The organism is Georgenia phoenicis (assembly GCF_047302425.1).
Taxonomy (GTDB): Bacteria; Actinomycetota; Actinomycetes; order Actinomycetales; family Actinomycetaceae; genus Oceanitalea.
Window position 1 is genome coordinate 3,177,335 of record NZ_CP154855.1, and the last position, 20,886, is coordinate 3,198,220.

Sequence of the window (20,886 nt, forward strand, 5' to 3'; positions counted from 1 at the left end):
CGAATGAGCCGACGGCGGGACATCGGCACGGACGACGAACGCGTCCGTGTCCGTCCGTCCAAGCGCGGCTCGCGGCCGCGGACCAAGCAGCGGCCGCAGCACGAGGACGCCGTCGAGGCGCGGGTCCTGGCCGTCGACCGCGGCCGCTACGCCCTCCTCACCGCCGACGGCGTGCGCCTCGTCGCGATGAAGGCACGCGAGCTCGGACGCGGGGCGCGCAACGCCGTCGTCGTCGGGGACCGGGTGGGCGTCGTGGGTGACACGAGCGGCACGCCCGACACCCTCGCGCGGATCGTCCGCGTCGAGGAGCGGGCGACGGCGCTGCGCCGCTCGGCGGAGGACAGCGAGGCGGCGGGCGTCGAGCGCGTCATCGTCGCCAACGCCGACCGTCTCCTCATCGTCACGGCCCTCGCCGACCCGCCGCCGCGCCCCCGGATGGTCGACCGCTGCCTCGTCGCGGCCTACGACGCCGGGATGGAGCCGGTCCTCGTCCTCACCAAGGCGGACCTCGCGGACCCCGCGCCCTTCCTCGCGCAGTACGCGGCGCTCGACGTGCCCGCCGTCATCACCTCCGTCGTCGACGGCGAGGTGCAGGGGCTGGACGCGGTGCGGGACGTCGTCACCGGCCACGAGTCGGTGCTCGTCGGCCACTCCGGCGTCGGCAAGTCGACGCTCATCAACGCGCTCGTGCCCGGCGCGGGGCGCGCGACGGGGGTCGTCAACGAGGTGACGGGCCGCGGGCGCCACACCTCGAGCAGCGCCGTCGCCCTCGAGCTGCCCGGCGGCGGCTGGGCGATCGACACCCCCGGCGTGCGCTCCTTCGGGCTCGCGCACGTGGGCCCGGACGACCTCCTGCGCGGCTTCCCCGACCTCGCCGCCGTGGCCGCCGAGTGCCCGCGGGGCTGCGACCACGAGGAGGGCACGCTCGACTGCGAGCTCGACGCCTGGGTGGAGCGCGGCGAGGCCGGCGCGTCCGGCGAGGCACGGCTCGAGTCCTTCCGGCGGCTGCTGACGGCGCGCTCGGCCAGCGCGCTCGCGGAGGCGCCGTAGCCTGTCGGTGCTCCCACCTAGGCTGGGCGCGAACCGACGGAGGGAGGCTGGGACGTGCTGCACGTGCACCGGTCCGAGCGCGCGGACGCGCTCGTCGCGCCGCTCGCCGCCCTGCTCGCCGACGCCCCGGAGGACCCCTTCACTCCGGACGTCGTCGCCGTGCCCACGCGCGGGGTCGAGCGGTGGCTCGCGCAGCGGCTGTCCCACCACCTCGGTGCGCTCCCGGGCGCGGAGCCGGGCATCTGCGCCAACGTCGACTTCTCCTCCCCCGCCCGCCTCGTGGCCCGCGTCCTCAGCGGACTGCCCGGCGCGCCGGAGGAGGACCCGTGGGCGCCGGAGCTGCTCACCTCGCCCCTGCTGGAGGTCATCGACGCCCACGCCGAGGAGCCCTGGTGCGCGCCGCTGGGCCGTTACCTCGGCGCCGGGGAGCCGGAGGACCACCGCCACGGGCGCCGTCTCGGCGCGGCCCGCCACCTCGCCCGCCTCTACGCCTCCTACGCCGCCCAGCGGCCCGACATGGTGCGGGCCTGGGCACAGGGACACGACGACGACGGCGCCGGCGGCACCGTGCCCGCCGACCTCGCCTGGCAGGTGGAGCTGTGGCGGCGGCTGCGCGCCCGCGTCGGTGAGCCGAGCCCGGCCGAGCGTCTGGCGGAGGCGCTGGACGCCGTCGTCGCGCGGCCGGAGGCGGTGGACCTGCCCGGGCGGCTCAGCGTCTTCGGGCCCACCCGGCTGCCCGAGGACCAGCTGCGCGTCCTGCGCGCCCTCGCCGCCCACCGCGAGGTCCACCTGTGGCTGCCCCACCCCTCCCCCGCGCTGTGGGCCGCCGTCGCCGGCGCCGCGGCACCGCCCTCCCGCCGCCGCCGCGACCAGCGGGTCCACGCCGACCACCCGCTCCTCGCCTCCACCGCCCGGGATGCCACCGAGCTCGAGCTGCGCCTGCTCGGCGAGGGCGTCACCGACACCCACCACCCCGCACCCCGGGCCGGGGGCACCCTGCTCACCGCCCTGCAGGAACGCCTCGCCGCGGACACCCCGGACGCCGCCCCGCACCCGGTCGCGCCGGAGGACTCCAGCGTCCAGGTCCACGCCTGCCACGGGCTGGCCCGCCAGGTGGAGGTGCTGCGCGAGGTGCTCGCCGGCCTCTTCGCCGCCGACCCCACCCTCGAGCCGCGCGACGTCATCGTCATGTGCCCGGACGTCGAGGCCGTCGCACCGCTCGTCACGGCGAGCTTCGGGCTGGCGCCCGAGGGCGTGAGCGACGTCCACCCGGGCCACACCATGCGGGTGCGGCTGGCCGACCGCGCGCCGGGGCGCACCAACCCCGTCCTCGGTCTGCTCGCCACGCTCCTCACGCTGGCCGACGGCCGGGTCACCGCCTCCGAGGTCCTCGACCTCGCGGCCACCGAGCCGGTGCGCCGCCGCTTCCACCTCACCGACGACGACCTCGACCGGGTGCGCGAGTGGTCCGCGGAGGCCGGCGTGCGCTGGGGCGAGGGCGCCGCCCGCCGCGCCCGCTTCGACCTGCCCGGCGTCCTTCAGGGCACGTGGCACGTCGCCCTGGACCGGCTCCTGCTCGGGGCCGCCATGGCCGAGGAGGAGCACCGCTACGTCGGCCACGCACTGCCGCTCGACGACGTCGACAGCACCGACGTCGACCTCGCCGGGCGGCTCGCCGAGCTCGTCGAGCGGCTGAGCACGCTCCTCGCCGAGCTCGACGGCGCCCACCCGCTGGCGCACTGGCTCGACACCCTCGACCGCGCCGTCACCCTCCTCGCCGACACCGCCCCGGCCGACTCGTGGCAGGTGGTCGCGGCCCGCCGCGTCCTCGCCGAGGAGCGGGCGCGCGCCACCGACGGGCCGCTGCGCCTGCCGGACGTGCGCGCCCTGCTCACCGACCGGCTCGCCGGGCGGCCCACCCGCGCCGGCTTCCGCACCGGCGCCCTCACCGTGTGCTCCCTCGAGCCGATGCGGGCCGTCCCGCACCGGGTCGTGTGTCTCCTCGGCCTCGACGACGCCGCCTTCCCCCGCGGCAGCGGCCAGGACGGCGACGACCTCCTCCTGCGCGAGCCGTGCATCGGCGAGCGCGACCGCCGCAGCGAGGACCGCCAGCTCTTCCTCGACGCCGTCACCGCCGCGCAGGACCACCTCGTCCTCCTCTACTCCGGTGCCCACGAGCGCACCGGCGCCACCCGGCCCCCGGCCGTGCCCGTCGGTGAGCTCCTCGACGCCCTCGAACGGGCCGCCACCGCGCCCTCCGGCAGCGTGCGCGAGCACGTCGTGCGCCACCACCCGCTCCAGGTCGTCGACGAGCGCAACTTCACGCCCGGCGCGCTCGGCACGCCCGGCCCCTTCAGCTTCGACGCCGTCGCCCACCGCGCAGCCCTCGCCGGCCGCGGGGAGCGGGTCGAGCGCACCACCTTCCTCGGCGAGCCGCTGCCCCCGCTCCCCACGCCCGCCGCCCTCGAGCTCGCCGAGCTCGTCGCCGTGCTCGAGCACCCGGTCAAGTACTTCCTGCGCCACCGGCTGGGTCTGTCGGTGCCCGGGGAGGAGGCCGAGGTCAGCGACCGCCTCCCGCTCACCCTCCCCCCGCTCGACGGCTGGGCGATCGGCGAGCGCTTCCTCCACGCGCGCCTCGAGGGCGTGCCGGACCAGCAGGTGATGAACGCCGAGTGGCGCCGCGGCACCGCCCCGCCCAAGGAGCTGGGCCGCACCGCCCTGCTCGACGTCGGCAGCCGGGTCGTGCCCGTCGCGGCGGCGGCCGCCGGGGAACGGGCGGCGCCGGCCGAGACAGTCGACGTCCTCGTCCCCCTCCCCTCGGGCGTCACGCTCACCGGGACCGTCCCCGGCGTCCACGGCTCCACGGTCGTGCGCGCCACCTACTCGCGGCTCGCGCCCAAGCACCGGCTGCGCGCCTGGGTGCAGCTGCTGGCGCTCGTCGCCGCGCACCCGGGGCGGGCCTGGAGCACCGCCACCGTCGGCCGGCCCGACCACAGCCGTCCCGGCGCCTACGTCGCCCGGCTCCGCCCGCCGTCGCCGGAGGAGGCCGTGGCGATCCTCGACCAGCTCGTCCACCTCCACGCCCTGGCCCTGCGCGAGCCGCTGCCCGTCCCGGTCCCCGTCGCCTGCACCTACGCCACCTCCCGCGCCGCCGGGGACTCCCCGGACATGGCCCTCGTCAACGCGCGGCGTGCCTGGGACGGGGACCAGTTCCTCCGGGAGGACGCCCACCACGTCATCTGCTGGGGCAGCGGCGCGAGCCTCGACGACATCCTCGGCACCCCCACCGAGAGCGAGCGGGCCTGGTTCCCCCAGGACCCGAGCCGCCTCGGCGTCCTCGCCCGCCGCGTGTGGGAGCCCCTCCTCGCCCACGAACGGGTGGACAAGCCGTGACCGCCACCGAGCTCGACCTGCCCGTCTTCGACGTGTGCGGCCCGCTGCCCGAGGGCACCACCGTGCTCGAGGCCAGCGCGGGCACCGGCAAGACCTTCACCATCGCCGCCCTGGCCACCCGCTACGTCGCCGAGCTGGGCGTCGACCTCGCCGACCTCCTCCTCGTCACCTTCGGCCGCGCCGCCACCTCCGAGCTGCGTGACCGCGTGCGCGCCCGGCTGCTCGCCACCGAGCACGCCCTGCGGGACCCGGCCGCCGCACGCGACAGCCGCGACGAGGTCGTGGCCCACCTCGCCGCCACCGACGACGCCGAGGTCACCACCCGCCGTCGCCGGCTCACCCGCGCCCTGTCCCAGCTCGACGCCGCGACGATCACGACGACGCACGGCTTCTGCCAGCAGATGCTCACCTCGCTCGGAGTGGCGGCGGACCTCGACCCCGACCACACCTTCGTCCCCGACGTCGCCGACCTGCGCGAGGAGGTCCTCGACGACGTCTACCTGCGCCGCTACGCCGGCTCGCGGCAGCCCGAGCTGAGCCCCGAGGAGGCGCGCACCATCGGCAAGGAGGCGGTGAGCGACCACCAGGCCGCGCTGCGCCCCACCGACGCACCGCCGGACTCGCTGCCGGGGCACCGCCACGCCCTGGCGCAGGCGGTGCGCGAGGAGGTGCGCCTCCGCAAGCGCGGGCGCCGCCTCCTCGACTACGACGACCTCCTCACCCTGCTGCGCGACGCCCTCACCCACCCGGTCCACGGGCCGGCCGCCGCCGCGCGCGTCCGCGAGCGCTACGCCGTCGTCCTCGTCGACGAGTTCCAGGACACCGACCCCGTCCAGTGGGAGATCCTGCGCACCGCCTTCCACGGGCACCGCACCCTCGTGCTCATCGGCGACCCCAAGCAGGCGATCTACGCCTTCCGCGGTGGCGACGTCGTCACCTACCTCCAGGCCCACGAGCTCGCCACGAGCACGGCCACGCTCGGGCGCAACTGGCGTAGCGACGCCCCGCTCCTCACCGGGCTCGAGGCCGTGCTCGGCGGCGCCGCGCTCGGGGACGAGGCCATCGTCGTGCGGCCCGTCGCGGCCGCGCACACCGGGGAGCGGCGCCTGGAGGGCGGGGCGCCTGTGCGGCTGCGGCAGGTCACCCGGGAGCCTTTCCGGCTCGCCGGCACGAAGAACCCGCGGGTCGCGGACGTGCGCCGGCTCGTGGCGCAGGACGTCGCCGCGGACGTCGTCGCCCAGCTCGGCACCACCCGCCTGCGCGAGGGCGAGGACTGGCGGCCGCTGCACCCCGGTGACATCGCCGTGCTGGCCCGGCGCAACGCCGACGCCGACGCCGTGCGGGACGCGCTCGCCGCCGCCGGTGTGCCCGCCGTCGTCTCCGGGCTGTTCAGTGTCTTCGCCACCGACGCCGCGCGGCACTGGCTCACCCTCCTCACCGCGCTCGAGCAGCCCGGGCACGGCGGGCGGGCCGCGGCGCTGGCGCTGACCCCCTTCCTCGGCTGGGACGCCGCCCGCCTCGGCACCGCGGAGGACGCCGCGCGCGAGGAGCTGTCGGACACGGTCCGCGGCTGGGCGCGGCTCCTCACCGAGCGGGGCGTCGCGGCGCTCGTCGAGGCCGTCACCGCGGAGGGCGTGGCCGAGCGGCTGCTGGCCACCACGAGCGGGGAGCGGGTGCTCACCGACGTCCGGCACGTCGGGGAGGCGCTCCACCTGGCCGCGACGGAGGAGGGGCTCGGCGTCGCGGCGCTCACCGACTGGCTGCGCACCCGCATCGCCGAGGCGGACCGCGACTACGCCGAGGAGCGCAGCCGCCGCCTCGAGACCGACGCCGACGCCGTCCAGGTCGTCACCGTCCACTCCTCCAAGGGCCTGGAGTTCCCTGTCGTCTACGTCCCCTTCGGCTGGGACCGCTACGAGTCGCGCACCCCGCCGATCCTGCGCTACCACGACGACGCCGGCACCCGGCTCCTCCACGTCGGCGGCACCGAGGACCCCGGCTACGACGACGCCCGCGAGCGCCACCTCGCCGAGGAGCGCGGGGAGGATCTGCGCCTCCTCTACGTCGCGCTCACCCGGGCCGCGGCGCAGGTCGTCGTCCACTGGGCACCGTCGTCGAACTCCCCCGCCGGGCCGCTGACCCGCCTCCTGCAGGGCGGGCACTCCCCGGGCCAGGAGCCGCCGCCGCGCGTGCCCGTGCGCACCGACGACGCCGTCACCGAGGCGCTGTCCGACGTCGTCGCCCGCTCCGGGGGCACGGTCGCCCTCGAGCGCGTGACCGCCCGCCCGGCCCCGGTCACCTGGCAGCCGCCGGCGCCCGAGCGGCCCGCGCTGTCGGTCGCGCGGCTGGGCCGGAGCCTCGACCACACGTGGCGGCGCACCTCCTACACGGGGCTCACCGCCGCTGCGCACCACGAGGCGGTGGGCAGCGAGCCGGAGGGCACAGGCGTGGAGGACGAGACGGACGTCGTCGTCACCGGCCTGGGCGGCGCCGACCCCGCCCGCGAGGTGCCCTCGCCGATGGCCGAGCTGCCCGGAGGGACCGGTTTCGGGACCGTCGTCCACGAGGTGCTCGAGGAGGTCGACACCAGCGCACCGGACCTCGCGACCGAGCTGCGCGCCCGGTGCGCGGAGGCGGGCACCGCGCGGGTGCCGGGGCTCGACCCCGACGCCCTCGCCGTCGCCCTCGAGCAGGTGCTCGCCACCCCGCTCGGGCCGCTGGCCGGCGGTGCCACCCTCGCGGAGTTCGCGCCGCGCGACCGGCTCGCCGAGATGGAGTTCGAGCTGCCCCTCGCGGGCGGTGACTACCCCGCCGCGAGCGCCGCCACGCTCGTCGACCTCGCGCTCCTCCTGCGCCGCCACCTGCCGGCCGACGACGTCTTCGCGCCCTACGCGGACCAGCTCGCCGCGCTCGGACCCGAGCGGCTGCACGGCTACCTCACCGGCAGCATCGACGCCGTGCTGCGGCACGGGTCCGGGGACGCCACCCGCTACCTCGTCGTCGACTACAAGACCAACCGGCTCGCGCCGCCCGACGAGCCCCTCACGCTGTGGCACTACCGGCCCGAGGCCGTCGCCGACGCGATGATGCGCTCGCACTACCCGCTGCAGCTGCTGCTGTACCTCGCCGCGCTGCACCGCTACCTGCGCTGGCGCCACCGGGGCTACGACCCCGAGCGGCACCTGGGCGGCGGGCTCTACCTCTTCGTCCGCGGGATGGCCGGCCCCGGCACGCCTGCCGCGGACGGCACGCCCTACGGGGTGATGGCGTGGCGTCCGCCCGCCTCGCTCGTCGTCGCCCTGTCCGCACTGCTGGAGGGGTCATGACCATCCTCGACGACGGCGACCCCCGCCTCGCGCTGCACGCTCCCCCGCTCCTGGCCCGCTTCAACGCGGCCGGGGTGGTCGCCGCGGCCGACGTCCAGGTCGCCCGGCGCCTCGGGGCGCTGGTCGGTGAGGCGGACGAGAACGTGCTGCTCGCCGTCGCCCTCGCCACCCGGGCGGTGCGCTCGGGCTCCGTGTGCCTCCACCTCGAGGACGCCGCGTCCTTCGCCGCCGACGCCGAGACCCCCGACCTCCCGTGGCCCGAACCCGCCGCGTGGGCGGCGGCCATCGAGGCGAGCCCGCTCGTCTCGGCCGGGGTCGACGGGCCCGCCGACCACCCGGTGCGCTGGGTGGGCGGGCGGCTCTACCTCGACCGCTACTGGCGCGACGAGATGGTCGTGCGCCGCGAGGTCGACGCCCGACTCGCCGCTCCCAGCGCCCCGGCCGACCCCGCCCGGCTCGCCACCGCCCTCGACCGCCTGTTCCCGGCCGCCGGTGACGACCTGCAGCGGGCGGCCGCGGCGGCCGCCGTCACCGGCCGGCTCACCGTGCTCACCGGCGGGCCGGGGACGGGCAAGACGACGACGGTCGCCCGCCTCATCGCCGTCCTCCAGGACGTCGCCGGCCCGCTGCGCATCGCGCTGGCCGCCCCCACCGGCAAGGCCGCGGCACGCCTGCAGGAGGCGGTGCACGAGGTCGTCGGGTCGCTCGGCGCCGAGGACCGGGAGCGGGTCGGGACGCTGAGCGCCTCGACCCTCCACCGCCTGCTCGGCTGGCTGCCCGGCAGCTCCACCCGCTTCCGGCACGGCCCGGGGCGGCACCTGCCGCACGACGTCGTCGTCGTCGACGAGACCTCGATGGTGTCCCTGCCGCTCATGGCCCGGCTGCTCGAGGCGCTGCGGCCCGACGCCCGGCTCGTGCTCGTCGGTGATCCCGACCAGCTCGCCTCGGTCGAGGCGGGGGCGGTGCTCGGCGACCTCGTGGCGCGCGCCCCGGAGAGCGGCAGTGGCGGCGTCGTCCGCCTCGTCACCGTCCACCGGCAGGAGGAGGGCAGCGCGATCCTCCCGCTCGCCGCGGCGATCCGCGCCGGCGACGCCGAGAAGACGCTGCGGCTGCTGCGCGCGGGCCACCCGTCGGTCGAGCTCATCGAGCTCGGTGAGGAGGAGCTGCCGCGCGAGGAGGACCTCGCCGCGCTGCGCGCGGACGCCGGGGCCGCCGGCCGCGAGCTCGTGCTGGCCGCCCGCGCCGGGGACGCGAAGGGGGCGCTGCGCGCGCTCGGCTCCCACCGCCTGCTCGTCGCCCACCGCCGTGGGCCGGCGGGGGTGGCGCACTGGTCCGCGCTCGTCGAGCAGTGGGTGACGGAGGCGGCGGGCCCGCACCCAGAGGCACCCGACGTCCGGGGCACGAGCCCGTGGTACCCCGGCCGTCCGCTGCTCGTCACCGCCAACGACCGCGAGACCGGCCTGTACAACGGGGACACCGGCGTCGTCGTCGCCGACGGCGAGGGCGGGGTCGTCGCCGTCCTCGGCGACCCCGACTCCCCGGTGCGCGTGCGCACCCACCGGCTGCCCGCCGTCGAGACCGTCCACGCGATGACCGTCCACCGCGGCCAGGGCAGCCAGTTCACCCGCGTCTCCCTCGTCCTGCCGCCCGCCGCCTCCCCGCTGCTCACCCGCGAGCTGCTCTACACCGCGGTCACCCGCGCGCGGGAGCACGTGCGCGTCGTCGGCACCGCGGCCGCCGTCCGCCGCGCCGTGGACACCCCCGTCCGCCGCGCCAGCGGCCTGCGCACCCCCCTGTAGCCGACCCCTCGTTCTCCCCCGACCACCCCCCTCCCGCGGACAGCACAGTTACCGCCGACAGCACAGTTACCGCCGACAGCACACTTATCGCCGAGAGCCGGATTCTCCGGCTACCCGCATCCCCGGCGCGCGTCCCCGCGCCGCGCGGCGGCGCCGCTAGCGTGAGGCGCATGTCCATCACGCGGATCCGGTACGACGACGACCTGCGCCTGGCCCACGTCATCGCCGACCAGGTCGACGCCCAGACCATGGCCCGCTTCCAGGCCCTCGACCTCGTCGTCGAGACCAAGCCGGACCTCAGCCCCGTCTCCGACGCCGACAAGTCGGCCGAGGAGATCGTCCGCGCCCAGCTGGGCCGCACCCGGCCGCGCGACTCGGTGCTCGGGGAGGAGTTCGGCACCACCGGCCGCTCCGCGCGGCAGTGGATCATCGACCCCATCGACGGCACGAAGAACTTCGTGCGCGGGGTGCCGGTGTGGGCCACGCTCATCGGGCTGGTCGAGGACGACGAGGTCGTCCTCGGCGTCGTCTCCGCCCCCGCCCTGGGCCGGCGCTGGTGGGCCACCCTCGGCTCCGGCGCCTGGACGGGGCGCTCGCTGTCGTCCGCGCGCCGGCTCCACGTGTCGAGCGTGTCCCGCATCGAGGACGCGTCCCTCAGCTACTCCTCCCTCGACGGCTGGGCGGAGGCCTCCCGCCTGCGCTCCTTCCTCAACCTCGCCCAGCGCTGCTGGCGCACCCGCGCCTACGGCGACTTCTGGTCCTACATGCTCGTCGCCGAGGGCGCCGTCGACCTCGCGGCAGAACCCGAGCTCGAGACCTACGACATGGCCGCGCTCGTCCCGATCGTCACCGAGGCCGGCGGCCGCTTCACCAGCCTCTACGGGGCGCCGGGGCCCTTCGGCGGCAACGCCGTCGCCACCAACGGCCTCCTCCACGACGAGGTCCTCCAAATGCTCACCGCGCAAGAGGACTGAGCCCTTCCACGGCTCCGCCGTCGCGACTACGCTCGGCCCCAGTCCGACGAGCGGAGCAGCGCCATGGCACACCCTGTCGTCCTCGTCCCCGGCTTCTGGCTGGGCGCCTGGGCCTGGGAGGAGGTCCTCGCCCGGCTCGAGCAGGCCGGCGTCGAGGCCGAGGCCCTGACCCTCCCGGGCCTCGACGCCGTCGGCACCGACCGCTCGGCCGTCACCTTCGAGGACCACGTGCAGGCCATCGTCGCCGCTGTCGAGGCCACCGGGCGGCCCACCGTCCTCGTCGTCCACAGCGGCGCCGGCTTCTCCGGGCACGCGGCGAGCGACCGGCTCACCGACCGCCTCGCGGCCATGGTCTACGTCGACACCGCGCCGGGCGTCGGCGCCATGGAGCCCGACTTCGACGGCGTCGAGATGCCGCTGGACTGGGAGTCCCTCGCCGCCGAGGAGAACCTCGACGGCCTGAGCGAGGACCAGCTGGAGACCTTCCGGCGCCGCGCCGTCCCGCAGCCCGGTGGGGTGCTGCGCGGGGCGGCCGACCTCGTCGACGACGCACGGCGCGACATCCCCAGCACCTTCGTCTGCACGAGCTTCACGGCCGAGGCCTACCGCAGCTACGCCGCCGAGGGCACGATGGCCTGGCTCGCCGGCATCCCCGAGCTCACCGACACGACGTGGATCGACCTGCCGACGAGCCACTGGCCGATGTGGTCCCGGCCCGCGGAGCTCGCCGCCGTCATCGCCGAGGTCGCCGGCAGGGGCGCCTAGCTCGCTGCGCTCCGGCGTGGACGGGGAGAATGGGGCGATGACCGAGCGCCGGCCGCACGACGTCCCCGTCGAGACCTGGGTCGACCGCCTCGTCCGCGACGCGGAGGCCCGCGGGGCCTTCGCCGACCTGCCGGGCGCGGGCAAGCCGCTGCCGGGCATCGACGAGCCGCTCCACGAGGACTGGTGGATCCGCCAGAAGCTCCGCAGCGAGGACCTGCCCGCCGACGGCCTCCTGCCGCCCGCGCTGCTGCTGCGCAAGGAGCTCGCGGCGCTGTCGGAGACCGTGCGCCACCTGCGCGACGAGGACGCCGTCCGGGACACCGTCCGCGCGCTCAACCGGCGGGTCGCCGACTACATCCGCACCCCCACGGGCCCGCTGCTCCCGGTCGCGCCCGCGGACGTCGACGCCGTCGTCGCCCGGTGGCGCGCCGACCGCGAGCCCGCCGCCGGCCCACCCGCTCCCGCCGAGCAGGCGCCTCCCGCCCGCCGCCGCAGGTGGTGGCGTCGCACGCGTGGTGGGTGACGCCGCTCCCCAGCCTCCCCGGCGATGTCGGTGGCCGCGGTTACCGTCGTCCCATGCGCATCCTGCACACCTCGGACTGGCACCTGGGGCGCACCCTGCACGGGGTCGATCTCGTCGAGCACCAGGCCGCCTTCCTCGACCACCTCGTCGAGGTGGTGCGCCAGGAGCGCGTCGACGCCGTCCTCGTCGCCGGTGACGTGTACGACCGCGCGATCCCGCCCGTCGCCGTCGTCGACCTCCTCACCGACGCGCTGCTGCGGCTCACCGAGCTCACCCGCGTCGTCCTCACCCCGGGCAACCACGACTCCGCCACCCGGCTCGGTTTCGCCGCCCCGCTCTTCCGCGAGCGCCTGGCCGTGCGCGCCCGCGTCGAGGACCTCGCCCGCCCCGTCGAGCTGCCGTCCGCGGACGGCGCGTCCTCCGCGCTCGTCTACGCCCTGCCGTACCTCGACCCGGACACCACCCGCCACCGCCTCGCCGAGGAGGACGACGACGGCGCCACCGCCGTCCCCGCGCGCTCGCACGAGGCGGTGGCCGCGGCAGCCATGCGCCGGGTCCGCGCCGACCTCGCCTCCCGTCGCGTGAGCGGCCCGCGGGTGCCGGCTGTCCTCATGGCCCACGCCTTCGTCGTCGGCGGGCGCGCCTCGGAGTCCGAGCGCGACATCCGGGTCGGCGGCGTGGACGCCGTCCCGCTCGAGGTCCTCACGGGCGGGGACCTTGCCCCCGACTACGTGGCCCTCGGCCACCTCCACGGCCCGCAGCGGGTCGGCCCGGAGAGCACGGCGGGGCGCGGGCCGGTGGCCCGGTACTCCGGCTCGCCGCTGGCCTACTCCTTCTCCGAGATGCACCACACGAAGTCGAGCGTGCTCGTCGAGCTCGGCAGCGAGGGCGTCGCGCACACCGAGCTCCTGCCCGCGCCGTGCCCGCGGAGGCTCTCGGAGGTGTCGGGGAGCCTCGAGGAGCTGCTCTCCCCCGCCTTCGACGCGCAGGCGCAGGACTGGGTGCGGGTCGCGGTCACCGACACCGCGCGGCCGCGTGAGCTCTACGCCCGGGTCCGCGAGCGCTTCCCGCACGCCCTCGTCGTCCAGCACCGGCCGGCGGTGCCGCTCATCGGTGGCCCGGCGCGCGCCGTCACCACGTCCCGCGACCCCCTCGAGGTGGCGGCCGAGTTCGTCCACGAGGTCACCGGCACGGCTCCCACCGAGGCCGAGACCGCGGTGCTGCGGGCGGCGTACGAGGCCGCGCTCGCCGCCGAGAGGAGTGCGTGATGCGCATCCACCACCTCGCCCTCGAGGCCGTCGGCCCCTTCGCCGGGCGCCACGAGGTCGACCTCGACCAGCTCTCCGCGGGCGGGCTCTTCCTCCTCGAGGGGCCGACCGGTTCGGGCAAGTCCACGCTCATCGACGCCATCACCTTCGGCCTCTACGGCACCCTCGGCAGCCCCGCCCGGGACGACCGCCTGCCCTCCGCGCACGCGCCGGGCACCGAGCCGGTCATCGAGGTCGTCTTCTCCACCGGCGCCGGCATCTACCGGGTGCGGCGCACCCCGGCGTTCCAGCGTCCCAAGCGCCGTGGGGAGGGCACCACCCGCCAGAACGCCACTGCCAAGCTGTGGCGCCTGGAGTCCGTCTCCGACCTCGCCGGTGAGCCGCTCGCGGCCACCACGCAGGAGGTCGGCACCGAGGTCCGGCGGATCGTGCGCCTGGACCGCAGCCAGTTCAGCCAGACGGTGGTGCTGCCGCAGGGGCGCTTCTCCACCTTCCTGCGTGCCAAGCCCGACGAGCGGGCCGCCGTGCTCCAGGACGTCTTCGGCACCGAGGTCTACCAGCGCGTCCAAGAGCAGCTCGTCGCCATGGCCCGAGAGGCACGCCGCGAGCTCGAGGCCGCCCACCGGGCGGTCACCGGCTGCGTCGGCAACCTTGTCGCGCTCCTGCCCGAGGAGGACGATTCCCTCGCCACGCTCGAGCAGGCGGCGGCCGAGCTCGACGCCGCGGCGCTCGAGGAGGCGGCCTCCGCCGTCGTCGCCCGCGCCGAGAGCGAGCACGCCGCCGCGGAGAGTCGCCGGGAGGAGGCGCGTGCCGCCGAGCGCGCCGCCCAGGAGGCGCTCGACGCCGAGCGTGACCTCGCCCAGCGGGTGAGCCGCCGCCGCGAGCTCCTCGCCGAGCAGGAGCTCCTCGCGCAGCGGGAGGAGGCCGTTGCCGCGCGCAGCGAGGAGCTCGCGGCCGCGCGGCGGGCCGCGGTGGCCGCCGGCGCGCTGCGTGCCGAGGCCGCGGCCCGCACCGCAGCCGAGCAGGCCGAGGAGCGGCTCACGCAGGTGTGCACCGCCTCCGCCGATGGTCCCGACGCCGACCTCACCGACCTCGAGCTCGCCGGTCTGCGCGAGGTCGTCACCCGGCTCACCGGGGAGCGCGGCGGGCTCGTCGAGCTGCTCGAGCTCGAGGCCGGGCTGGCCGCCCGGGAGACGGCCGTCGAGGCGGACGAGGCCGCGCTGACCGAGCGGCGCACCGCCCTCGAGGAGCGCCGTGCAGCGCTCGATGCGCGTCCCGGGCAGCGGGAGCGGCTGGCGGAGGCGCTGACGAGGATCCAGCGCGAGGCGATGAGCGTGCCCGCCGCCGAGGCACGGGTCGCGGCATGTCGCGCGGTCCGTGACGCCGCCCGGCGCGCCGACCAGCACCTCGCCGAGCTCGTGGCGGCCGAGGCTGCGGTCACCGCAGCGGCGACCAGCGCCGCGGCCGTCGCCCAGGACGAGCGGGCGGTACGCGGCCGGTGGATCGCCGGGATGGCGGGCAGCCTTGCCGCGGAGCTCGAGCCGGGCGAGCCGTGCGCCGTGTGCGGCGGCACCGAGCACCCGTCCCCTGCGCCCCGCTCTCCCGAGCACGCGACGACGCAGGACGTCGACGCCGCCGCCGCCCGCCGGGTGCGCGCGGAGGAGGCCCTCAGCGCCGCCCGTGAGGCTCGTGCCCAGACCGAGGCCGGGCTGCGGGCTGCGCAGGAGGCCGCCGGGGGCGTCGCTCTCGCGGAGGCCGAGCAGTCCCTCGCGGCCGCGCAGGAGGAGCTGACCGATGCCCGGGAGGCCGTCCGCCTGGCCGCCCTGCGCGAGGAGGAGCTCGCTGCCTTCGATGCGGAGACCGAGCGACTCAGGCAGGCCGCGGGCCGCGAGGAGAGCGCCCTCGCCGCCGCGTCCGAGGAGCTCCGGGGCCGGCGCGCCGCCATCGCCGCCGACCGGGAGCGTTGCGCCCGTGGCGCCGCCGACGCCGGCACGGTCGCGGCCCGGGCCCGGCGGATCGAGACCCGGCTCGGCACGGCACAGCGGGTCGTCGACGCCCGCGACGCGCACCACGCGGCCCGCCACCGGCAGGACGAGGCGGCCGCGGCGCTGGCGGCCGCGCTCATCGAGTCGGGCTTCGCCGACGCCGCCGCGGCCTCCGCCGCCCAGCTGCCGTCCTCCCGGATGGCGGAGCTCGAGCGTGAGGTCAGCGCGCACGGCGCCGCGACGGCCCGCGTGCGCGAGTGCCTGGCCGAGGCCCCCATCGCCTCGCTCACCGGTGAGGAGGTACCCGCGGTCGAGACCGCCGAGGCCGTGCACGCCGAGCGGCACTCCGCCCTCATCGCCGCCACCGAGACCGCCGGCAGGGCCGCGGACACCGTCACCCGGCTGCGCCGCTGCCACGGGTCCCTCACCGCAGTCCTCGAGGGCCACCGTGCCGTCACCGAGCGCGCCGCGCCGGTGCTGCGCATGGGCGAGCTCGCGGCGGCCGGCGAGGGCAACGCCCGCGCCACCACGCTGTCGACCTTCGTCCTGCTGCGCCGCTTCGAGGACGTCGTCGCCGCCGCGAACGACCGCCTCACCGTCATGTCCGACGGCCGGTACGCCCTCACCCGCATCGACGAGCGCGAGGGCCGCTCCCGCAAGGCGGGCCTCGGCCTGGCGGTCCACGACCACGTCACCGAGACCACCCGCGACCCCCACACCCTGTCCGGCGGCGAGACCTTCTACGTCTCGCTGTGCCTGGCCCTGGGCCTGGCCGACGTCGTGACGAGCGAGGCGGGCGGCATCTCCCTCGACACCCTGTTCATCGACGAGGGCTTCGGCTCGCTCGACCCCCACACCCTCGACGGCGTGCTCGGGGAGCTCGGTCGCCTGCAGGCCGGTGGCCGCGCCGTCGGCATCGTCAGCCACGTGAACGAGCTCAAGGAGCGCATCGCCGAGCGCATCGAGGTGCGGCGCCTCGGCTCGGGCGCCTCCACGCTGACCGTGCGGGCCTAGCGCTCAGCCGCGCAGCTCGCGGGCGAGCACCTCGCGCTCGACGATGTCGTGCCACAGGAGGTCGTGCTCGGCGGCGCGGTCCACGGCGTCGTCGTCCGCGAGGGCGGCGGTGACGTCGCCCTCCGCCTGCGGCTCGTCGACGTGGATGCTCACGACGTCCGTCCACGGGACGATCGCGCGGACCTCGACGGCGCTGGGCAGCTGGTCGTCCCCGGGCTGCCACGGGCGAGCCCGCCCAGGCACGACGACGGCGGAGTCCTCGACGTCGGCCGCGATGACGACCCGGCGGGGTACCGCGGAGGCCGCCGCCCGGAGGTGGACGACGCTCTCGTCGGCCGCTGCGAGCATCGCGGCGGCCTCCAGGCCCTCGTCGTCCTCGTCGGGAAGTGCCCGCCGCAGCTCGGCCGTCACCGCGTGCGCCCAGCGCGGCGGGACCCCGGCCGGTCGGCTGAGGTCCGCGTTGGTGGCGGGCAGGTAGATCCGCATACCGGCATTGTTCCGCACGGACGTACGAGAGCGCGTCATCCCGCGCCGGTGCGAGCCGCCCGGACCACTCTGCCCGAGCGTCTGCCCCGCGGGCGCCTGCGGGTCTCCTCGACCGGCCCGGCGAGCCGGTCGGCGAGCTCACGCAGGGCGGCGCGCGCCCGGCTGCCCGGCGCTACCTCCGCGAGGGTCGCGCCCCGCAGCACGGCACGGTCGAGGGAGGGCCGGTCGTCGGGCACGAGGAGCGGCGCGCTCACCCCCGCGAAGCGCGCGAGCGACTCGACGACCGCCTGCTCGGGGCTCGCGCCCGCCGCCGACCCCCTCACCCGGTTGACGACGACCACCCGCTGCGCCTGCGGCCCGCACACCCCGGAGTCGCTCAGCTCCTGCAGCCCCATGACGAGGCGGTGCATGCCGACCGGCTCCGCCGCACCGACCACGACGACGACGTCCGCCGCCCCGAGCGCCGACAGCGCCGCCTGGTGGCGGCGGGGGCCGAAGCTGCCGGCGGAGTCGTCGATCCCGGCCCCCACGTCCACGACCGTCCACCCGGCGACGGCGCGCGCCCGCTCCCACACGACGTCGAGGGACGCGGCCGGCAGCTCGCGCCACCGGTCAGCGCGGGTAAGGCCGGTGAGCAGGCGCGGCCCGCCGCCGAGCCGCCGCGTCAGCGGGAGGAGGGCGGCGTCGTCGAGGCGCCCGTCCCCCGCGAGCCGGGCGGCTGCCGCGATGCCGGCCGTCTCGTCGAGGACACCGAGGACCTGCGTCACGCTCGGCGCCTCGGTGTCGGCGTCCACGAGGAGCACCTCGGCGCGCTCGGCGAGCTCGTGGGCGAGGTTGACGGCCACCGTCGTCCGGCCCGGTGACCCGCGCGGGCCCCGCACGACCGCGAGGCGCCCGGACGGGACGGCGTCGTCCGCCGGTTCGGGCCGCGCGGGCGCCGGACGCTCGGCCGGCTCGCTGCCGGCCAGCTCCGCCAGGACCCGCAACCACTCCTGCGGGCCTGCCCCCACCCAGGTGACCGCCGTGGCGCCCAGCGCGCGGCAGCGCTCGGCGTCGGCCTCCTCGGCGACGAGCACGGTGCGGACCCCGCTGCCGGCCAGCTGCCGCAGCACCGGCCGGTCCAGGCCCGGCAGCTCGGCCGAGAGCACCCCGAGGGAGGCCAGGCCTGCCAGCCCGGCGGCGAGGACCTCGGGCACGTCGGCGCAGCGGCGCACCACCTGCAGGCCCGTCCCGGGCCCGTCGACCAGCGAGACGAGCTCGGCCTCCTCCGGCCCCGTGAGGGCGAGCAGCACCCCGCTCGTCATGCGCCCGGCACCGGGAGGACGACGATCTGCCCCTCCCCGCTCAGCGCACCGAGGACGGCGGGCAGCTCGGCTCGCGGGACGAGCACCTGGACGGCGGAGCCGCCCGCCCCGGCGAAGATCGTGTCGGCCTCGAGCAGGTCGGAGACGACGAGCCGCTCGGCCAGCAGCTCCGGCGTCGGCGGCTCCACCTCGGCCTGGACGCCGGGCGCGGCCGGCGCGGTGAGCCACAGGTCCACGGCCGCGCCCTTGACGACGTCGCTCGGCGTGGCGCCGGGCAGCGCGACGACGACCGGACGCAGGTCCACCTCCTCCGCGCTCCCCACGGCCGCCGCCGGCACGAGCTCCCCCTCGCCCACGACCCGGGTGACGACCGCGTCCTCGGGCAGCTCGTCGCCGGCGGCGAGGTAGGTCCCGGTGAGGCCGTCGGGGCGGACGGCGTGGGGCCGCAGCTGCGCGTCGGCGAGCCGGTCGCCGGGCGTCAGGGCCTCGACGGCGAGCAGGACCTCGGTCGTCCGGTCGGCCTGCGCGACCGTCCAGCTGCCCAGGGCCACGGAGGCAGCCACGAGCAGCACCCCGACGCCCAGGCGCGGGTCACGCCAGCTGGGCCGCCTCAGCCGCTGTGCCGAGTCGTCGTCGCTCATCGCACTCCCCTCCGCGTGCTTGGGCCTATCGTGCCTGCTCCGGACCCGCCGCGGGGGCGTTCTCCACAGCGCTGTTGGACGGCCGCGCTGTGCACAGGTGCGCCGCGGCACGCCGCCACGGTGAGAGACTGTGGCCTATGGCGCGCTTCCTCACCCTCGCGGACGTCGCGGAGGAGCTGTCTGTCTCCGTGGCGCAGGCCCGCTCGCTCGTGCGCTCGGGCGACCTGCCCGCCATCCAGGTCGGTGGCCGGGGGGTGTGGCGCGTGGAGGCCGTGGTCCTCGAGGAGTACATCCAGCGCCAGTACGCCCGGACGCGCTCCGCGCTCGCCCGCGGTGAGGACCTGCCCGACTGACCCTCAGGCGGTCTGCACCGTCAGCACGTGCGCGAGCGCGACGGCGACGACGCCGCCCGGCTCGCCCTCGACGTCGACGTGGTCCGCCGCGACCCGGGTGATGCGCCCCCGGAAGTCCCCCGCCGTCGTCCGCACGACGACGGCGCTCTGCTCCCGCGCCAGCGCTCGCAGCACGTGCGTCAGCCGCAGCCGCCGTTCGACGACGGGCGCCTCGGGAGCGGCCGCCCCCAGCGACCTAGCCGCCGCGACGGCGGCGGTCGGCACGAGGACCCGCCGGCCGGCGTCCGCGACGAGGAGCCACTGGACCGCCGCGTCGACGACCGTGCCGTGCACGTCGCTGCCGTCGCTCAGGCGCAGGGCCACGGCCTGGCCGTGGCGGGCGCGGAGCCGGTCGGCCAGGGACACCTGCGCCTGCTCCGCCTCGGCGAGGTCGACGACCTCCTCGTCCTCGGCCACCCGCGCCGCCTGGAGGAACTGGCGCTCGAGGTCGTCGAAGAGGGCTTCCCACCGCATCGGCCCACGGTAGTGCCCGTCCACACCCCGCCGCCTCCCCCTGGACAGGACGCCTGTCGAGGCGTACACATGTGACCCTAGCCACACCAAAGCACATCAAACGCCATCGTCCGACACCATACGGGGGCAAGGGATGCTTCGGACCGCCGCGCTCGCCGCACTCACCACGCTCGTCACAGTGCTGCTCGGCGGCTGGGCGGGCGAGCTCGCCGCCCGGGGCGTCGTCCGCGTCGACGACGCCGTCGCAATCGCGGCCGCGGCGGGTGGCACGCTCGTCGCGGCCTGGTACGCGCTGACCGCCACCGCCCTCCTGCTCGCCCACGTGGCGGAGCTCGGGCGGCGCGCCCCGCGCCTGGCCCGCGGGCTCCGCGCCGCGGTCGGGACGGCGGGGGCACCCGTCCTGCGCCGGGCCGCGGTCGTCGGCATGGGGGCGGGCCTCGCCCTCGCGGCGCTGCCGGCGAGCGCCGGGACCACTGCGGACGACGCCGTCCCGCACGACCTGCGGCCCGGGATCGGCTCGCTCGCCTCGCCCGAGCCCTCGGCAGACGGCGAGGAGACGGCCGGCGAACCGACTCCGGAGCCGTCCCCGGTGGCGGCCGACCAGCCGCCCGCGGAGACGCCGCCCACGCAGCCACCCCCGCCGCCCGACACCCCGGCGCGGGCGCAGCCCACGCCCGCGGCACCGGACGCGACGGTACCCGCACCGTCCCCGGCGGGCAGTGCGGCGGCGGTCGGCAGCGCCCGTCAGGAGGCGCCGGTGGCCGCGCCCGTCGGCACCGCACGCGGAGCACCCGCCGCACCCACCCCGAGCCGAGCGGCGCACGTCGTGCGGCCCGGCGACTCGCTCTGGTCGATCGCCCGGGCCCGGCTCGGGCCGGAAGTCACAGACGCGCAGGTCGCGGCCGAGTGGCCGCGCTGGTACGCGACGAACCGCGCCGTCATCGGCGCGGACCCCCACCTCATCCACCCGGGCCAGACCCTGCAGGCCCCCGAACCGAAGGAGCAGCGATGACCACGCTCGCCCCACCCCTCGCCGCACCGCCGCGGCCCGCCACGCCGAGCCTGGAGGAGGCCCGCACCTGGGACCGGGTGCGCTTCAGCGCCGAGACCCCGGCCGAGGCGGCCGACCCGCCACCGGCGGGCGAGGACCTCAGCGGGCTGCCGCCCGTGGGCCCGTGGGCGGGCACGCTCGTGCGCGCCGCGGTCGAGGTCCTCACCGGCAGCCGGCCCACCGCCCAGCTCGCGCGCTGGCTCAGTGCCGAGCTCTACGAGTCGCTGGCCCGGCGGGCCGGGCTCGCGGTGCGGATCCTCGGCCGGCCGAACCCCGCGCTGTGCGCGCGAGTCCGGAGGGTGCGCTGCACGGAGGTGCGCCCGGGCGTCCACGAGGCCGCCGTCGTCGTCCACGACGGCGTGCGCATCCGGGCGGCCGCGGTGCGTGTCGAGTGCCACCGCGGCCGCTGGCGGGCTACCGCCCTGGAGATCGGCTGAGCGC

General features: G+C 77.3%; 16 protein-coding genes. 12 read left to right on the top strand and 4 right to left on the bottom strand.

The annotated features are described in order from the left end of the window. Positions 1–3 precede the first annotated feature (3 nt). The 9 genes from rsgA (at position 4) to AA0005_RS15190 (ending at position 16,097) form a co-directional block, all read left to right on the top strand. Positions 4–1,050, top strand: coding sequence for a ribosome small subunit-dependent GTPase A (gene rsgA, locus AA0005_RS15150; RefSeq protein ID WP_413450961.1), 1,047 nt, complete (start codon positions 4–6; stop codon positions 1,048–1,050). Positions 1,051–1,104: 54 nt separating this feature from the next. Then, entirely contained in the window at positions 1,105–4,443 is a 3,339-nt protein-coding gene (gene recC / locus AA0005_RS15155; RefSeq protein ID WP_413450962.1) for an exodeoxyribonuclease V subunit gamma, read from the top strand. After that, on the top strand, positions 4,440–7,769 hold the full coding sequence (locus tag AA0005_RS15160) for a UvrD-helicase domain-containing protein (protein WP_413450963.1): 3,330 nt from the start codon (positions 4,440–4,442) through the stop codon (positions 7,767–7,769). Before recC ends, AA0005_RS15160 begins: the two co-directional genes overlap by 4 nt. Then, positions 7,766–9,568 carry an exodeoxyribonuclease V subunit alpha gene (gene recD / locus AA0005_RS15165; RefSeq protein ID WP_413450964.1) on the top strand — a complete coding sequence of 601 codons (1,803 nt, stop codon included), beginning with the start codon at positions 7,766–7,768 and terminating at the stop codon, positions 9,566–9,568. The genes AA0005_RS15160 and recD overlap by 4 nt, the downstream gene beginning before the upstream one ends. Positions 9,569–9,738: 170 nt before the next feature. After that, a complete protein-coding gene (hisN, locus tag AA0005_RS15170) occupies positions 9,739–10,542 on the top strand; it encodes a histidinol-phosphatase (RefSeq protein ID WP_413450965.1) in 804 nt (267 codons plus the stop codon). A gap of 63 nt (positions 10,543–10,605) precedes the next feature. Beyond that, on the top strand, positions 10,606–11,307 hold the full coding sequence (locus tag AA0005_RS15175) for an alpha/beta fold hydrolase (protein WP_413450966.1): 702 nt from the start codon (positions 10,606–10,608) through the stop codon (positions 11,305–11,307). Positions 11,308–11,344: 37 nt separating this feature from the next. Continuing rightward, on the top strand, positions 11,345–11,830 hold the full coding sequence (locus tag AA0005_RS15180) for a DUF1992 domain-containing protein (RefSeq protein ID WP_413450967.1): 486 nt from the start codon (positions 11,345–11,347) through the stop codon (positions 11,828–11,830). Between the two features lie 53 nt (positions 11,831–11,883). Beyond that, a complete protein-coding gene (locus AA0005_RS15185) occupies positions 11,884–13,098 on the top strand; it encodes an exonuclease SbcCD subunit D (protein ID WP_413450968.1) in 1,215 nt (404 codons plus the stop codon). After that, complete coding sequence (locus AA0005_RS15190) at positions 13,098–16,097, top strand: AAA family ATPase (protein WP_413450969.1); 3,000 nt, start codon at positions 13,098–13,100, stop codon at positions 16,095–16,097. The genes AA0005_RS15185 and AA0005_RS15190 overlap by 1 nt, the downstream gene beginning before the upstream one ends. Positions 16,098–16,100: 3 nt before the next feature. Here the strand turns inward: AA0005_RS15190 and AA0005_RS15195 are convergent, their stop codons facing one another. From AA0005_RS15195 to AA0005_RS15205, 3 genes are read right to left on the bottom strand one after another with little or no spacing between them, the layout of a single operon-like run. Then, positions 16,101–16,583, bottom strand: coding sequence for a DUF6912 family protein (locus AA0005_RS15195; protein ID WP_413450970.1), 483 nt, complete (start codon positions 16,581–16,583; stop codon positions 16,101–16,103). Between the two features lie 35 nt (positions 16,584–16,618). Beyond that, the gene (locus AA0005_RS15200) at positions 16,619–17,887 is read right to left on the bottom strand and encodes an AAA family ATPase (RefSeq protein ID WP_413450971.1); all 1,269 of its coding nucleotides are present in this window, start codon (positions 17,885–17,887) and stop codon (positions 16,619–16,621) included. Further along, the gene (locus AA0005_RS15205; protein WP_413450972.1) at positions 17,884–18,528 is read right to left on the bottom strand and encodes a hypothetical protein; all 645 of its coding nucleotides are present in this window, start codon (positions 18,526–18,528) and stop codon (positions 17,884–17,886) included. The genes AA0005_RS15200 and AA0005_RS15205 overlap by 4 nt, the downstream gene beginning before the upstream one ends. 137 nt (positions 18,529–18,665) lie before the next feature. Here AA0005_RS15205 and AA0005_RS15210 point away from each other — a divergent pair, with 137 nt between their 5' ends. Further along, a complete protein-coding gene (locus tag AA0005_RS15210) occupies positions 18,666–18,881 on the top strand; it encodes a helix-turn-helix domain-containing protein (RefSeq protein ID WP_413450973.1) in 216 nt (71 codons plus the stop codon). A 3-nt stretch (positions 18,882–18,884) separates the two neighbouring features. On the opposite strand, the gene AA0005_RS15215 is transcribed toward AA0005_RS15210, so the two are convergent. Then, positions 18,885–19,394 carry a hypothetical protein gene (locus tag AA0005_RS15215; RefSeq protein WP_413450974.1) on the bottom strand — a complete coding sequence of 170 codons (510 nt, stop codon included), beginning with the start codon at positions 19,392–19,394 and terminating at the stop codon, positions 18,885–18,887. A 133-nt stretch (positions 19,395–19,527) separates the two neighbouring features. Between AA0005_RS15215 and AA0005_RS15220 the strand changes: the two genes are divergently transcribed. Further along, positions 19,528–20,406: a LysM peptidoglycan-binding domain-containing protein gene (locus AA0005_RS15220; protein ID WP_413450975.1), complete on the top strand. Its 879-nt coding sequence runs from the start codon at positions 19,528–19,530 to the stop codon at positions 20,404–20,406. After that, positions 20,403–20,882 carry an Rv3235 family protein gene (locus tag AA0005_RS15225; protein WP_413450976.1) on the top strand — a complete coding sequence of 160 codons (480 nt, stop codon included), beginning with the start codon at positions 20,403–20,405 and terminating at the stop codon, positions 20,880–20,882. Before AA0005_RS15220 ends, AA0005_RS15225 begins: the two co-directional genes overlap by 4 nt. Positions 20,883–20,886: the final 4 nt, after the last annotated feature.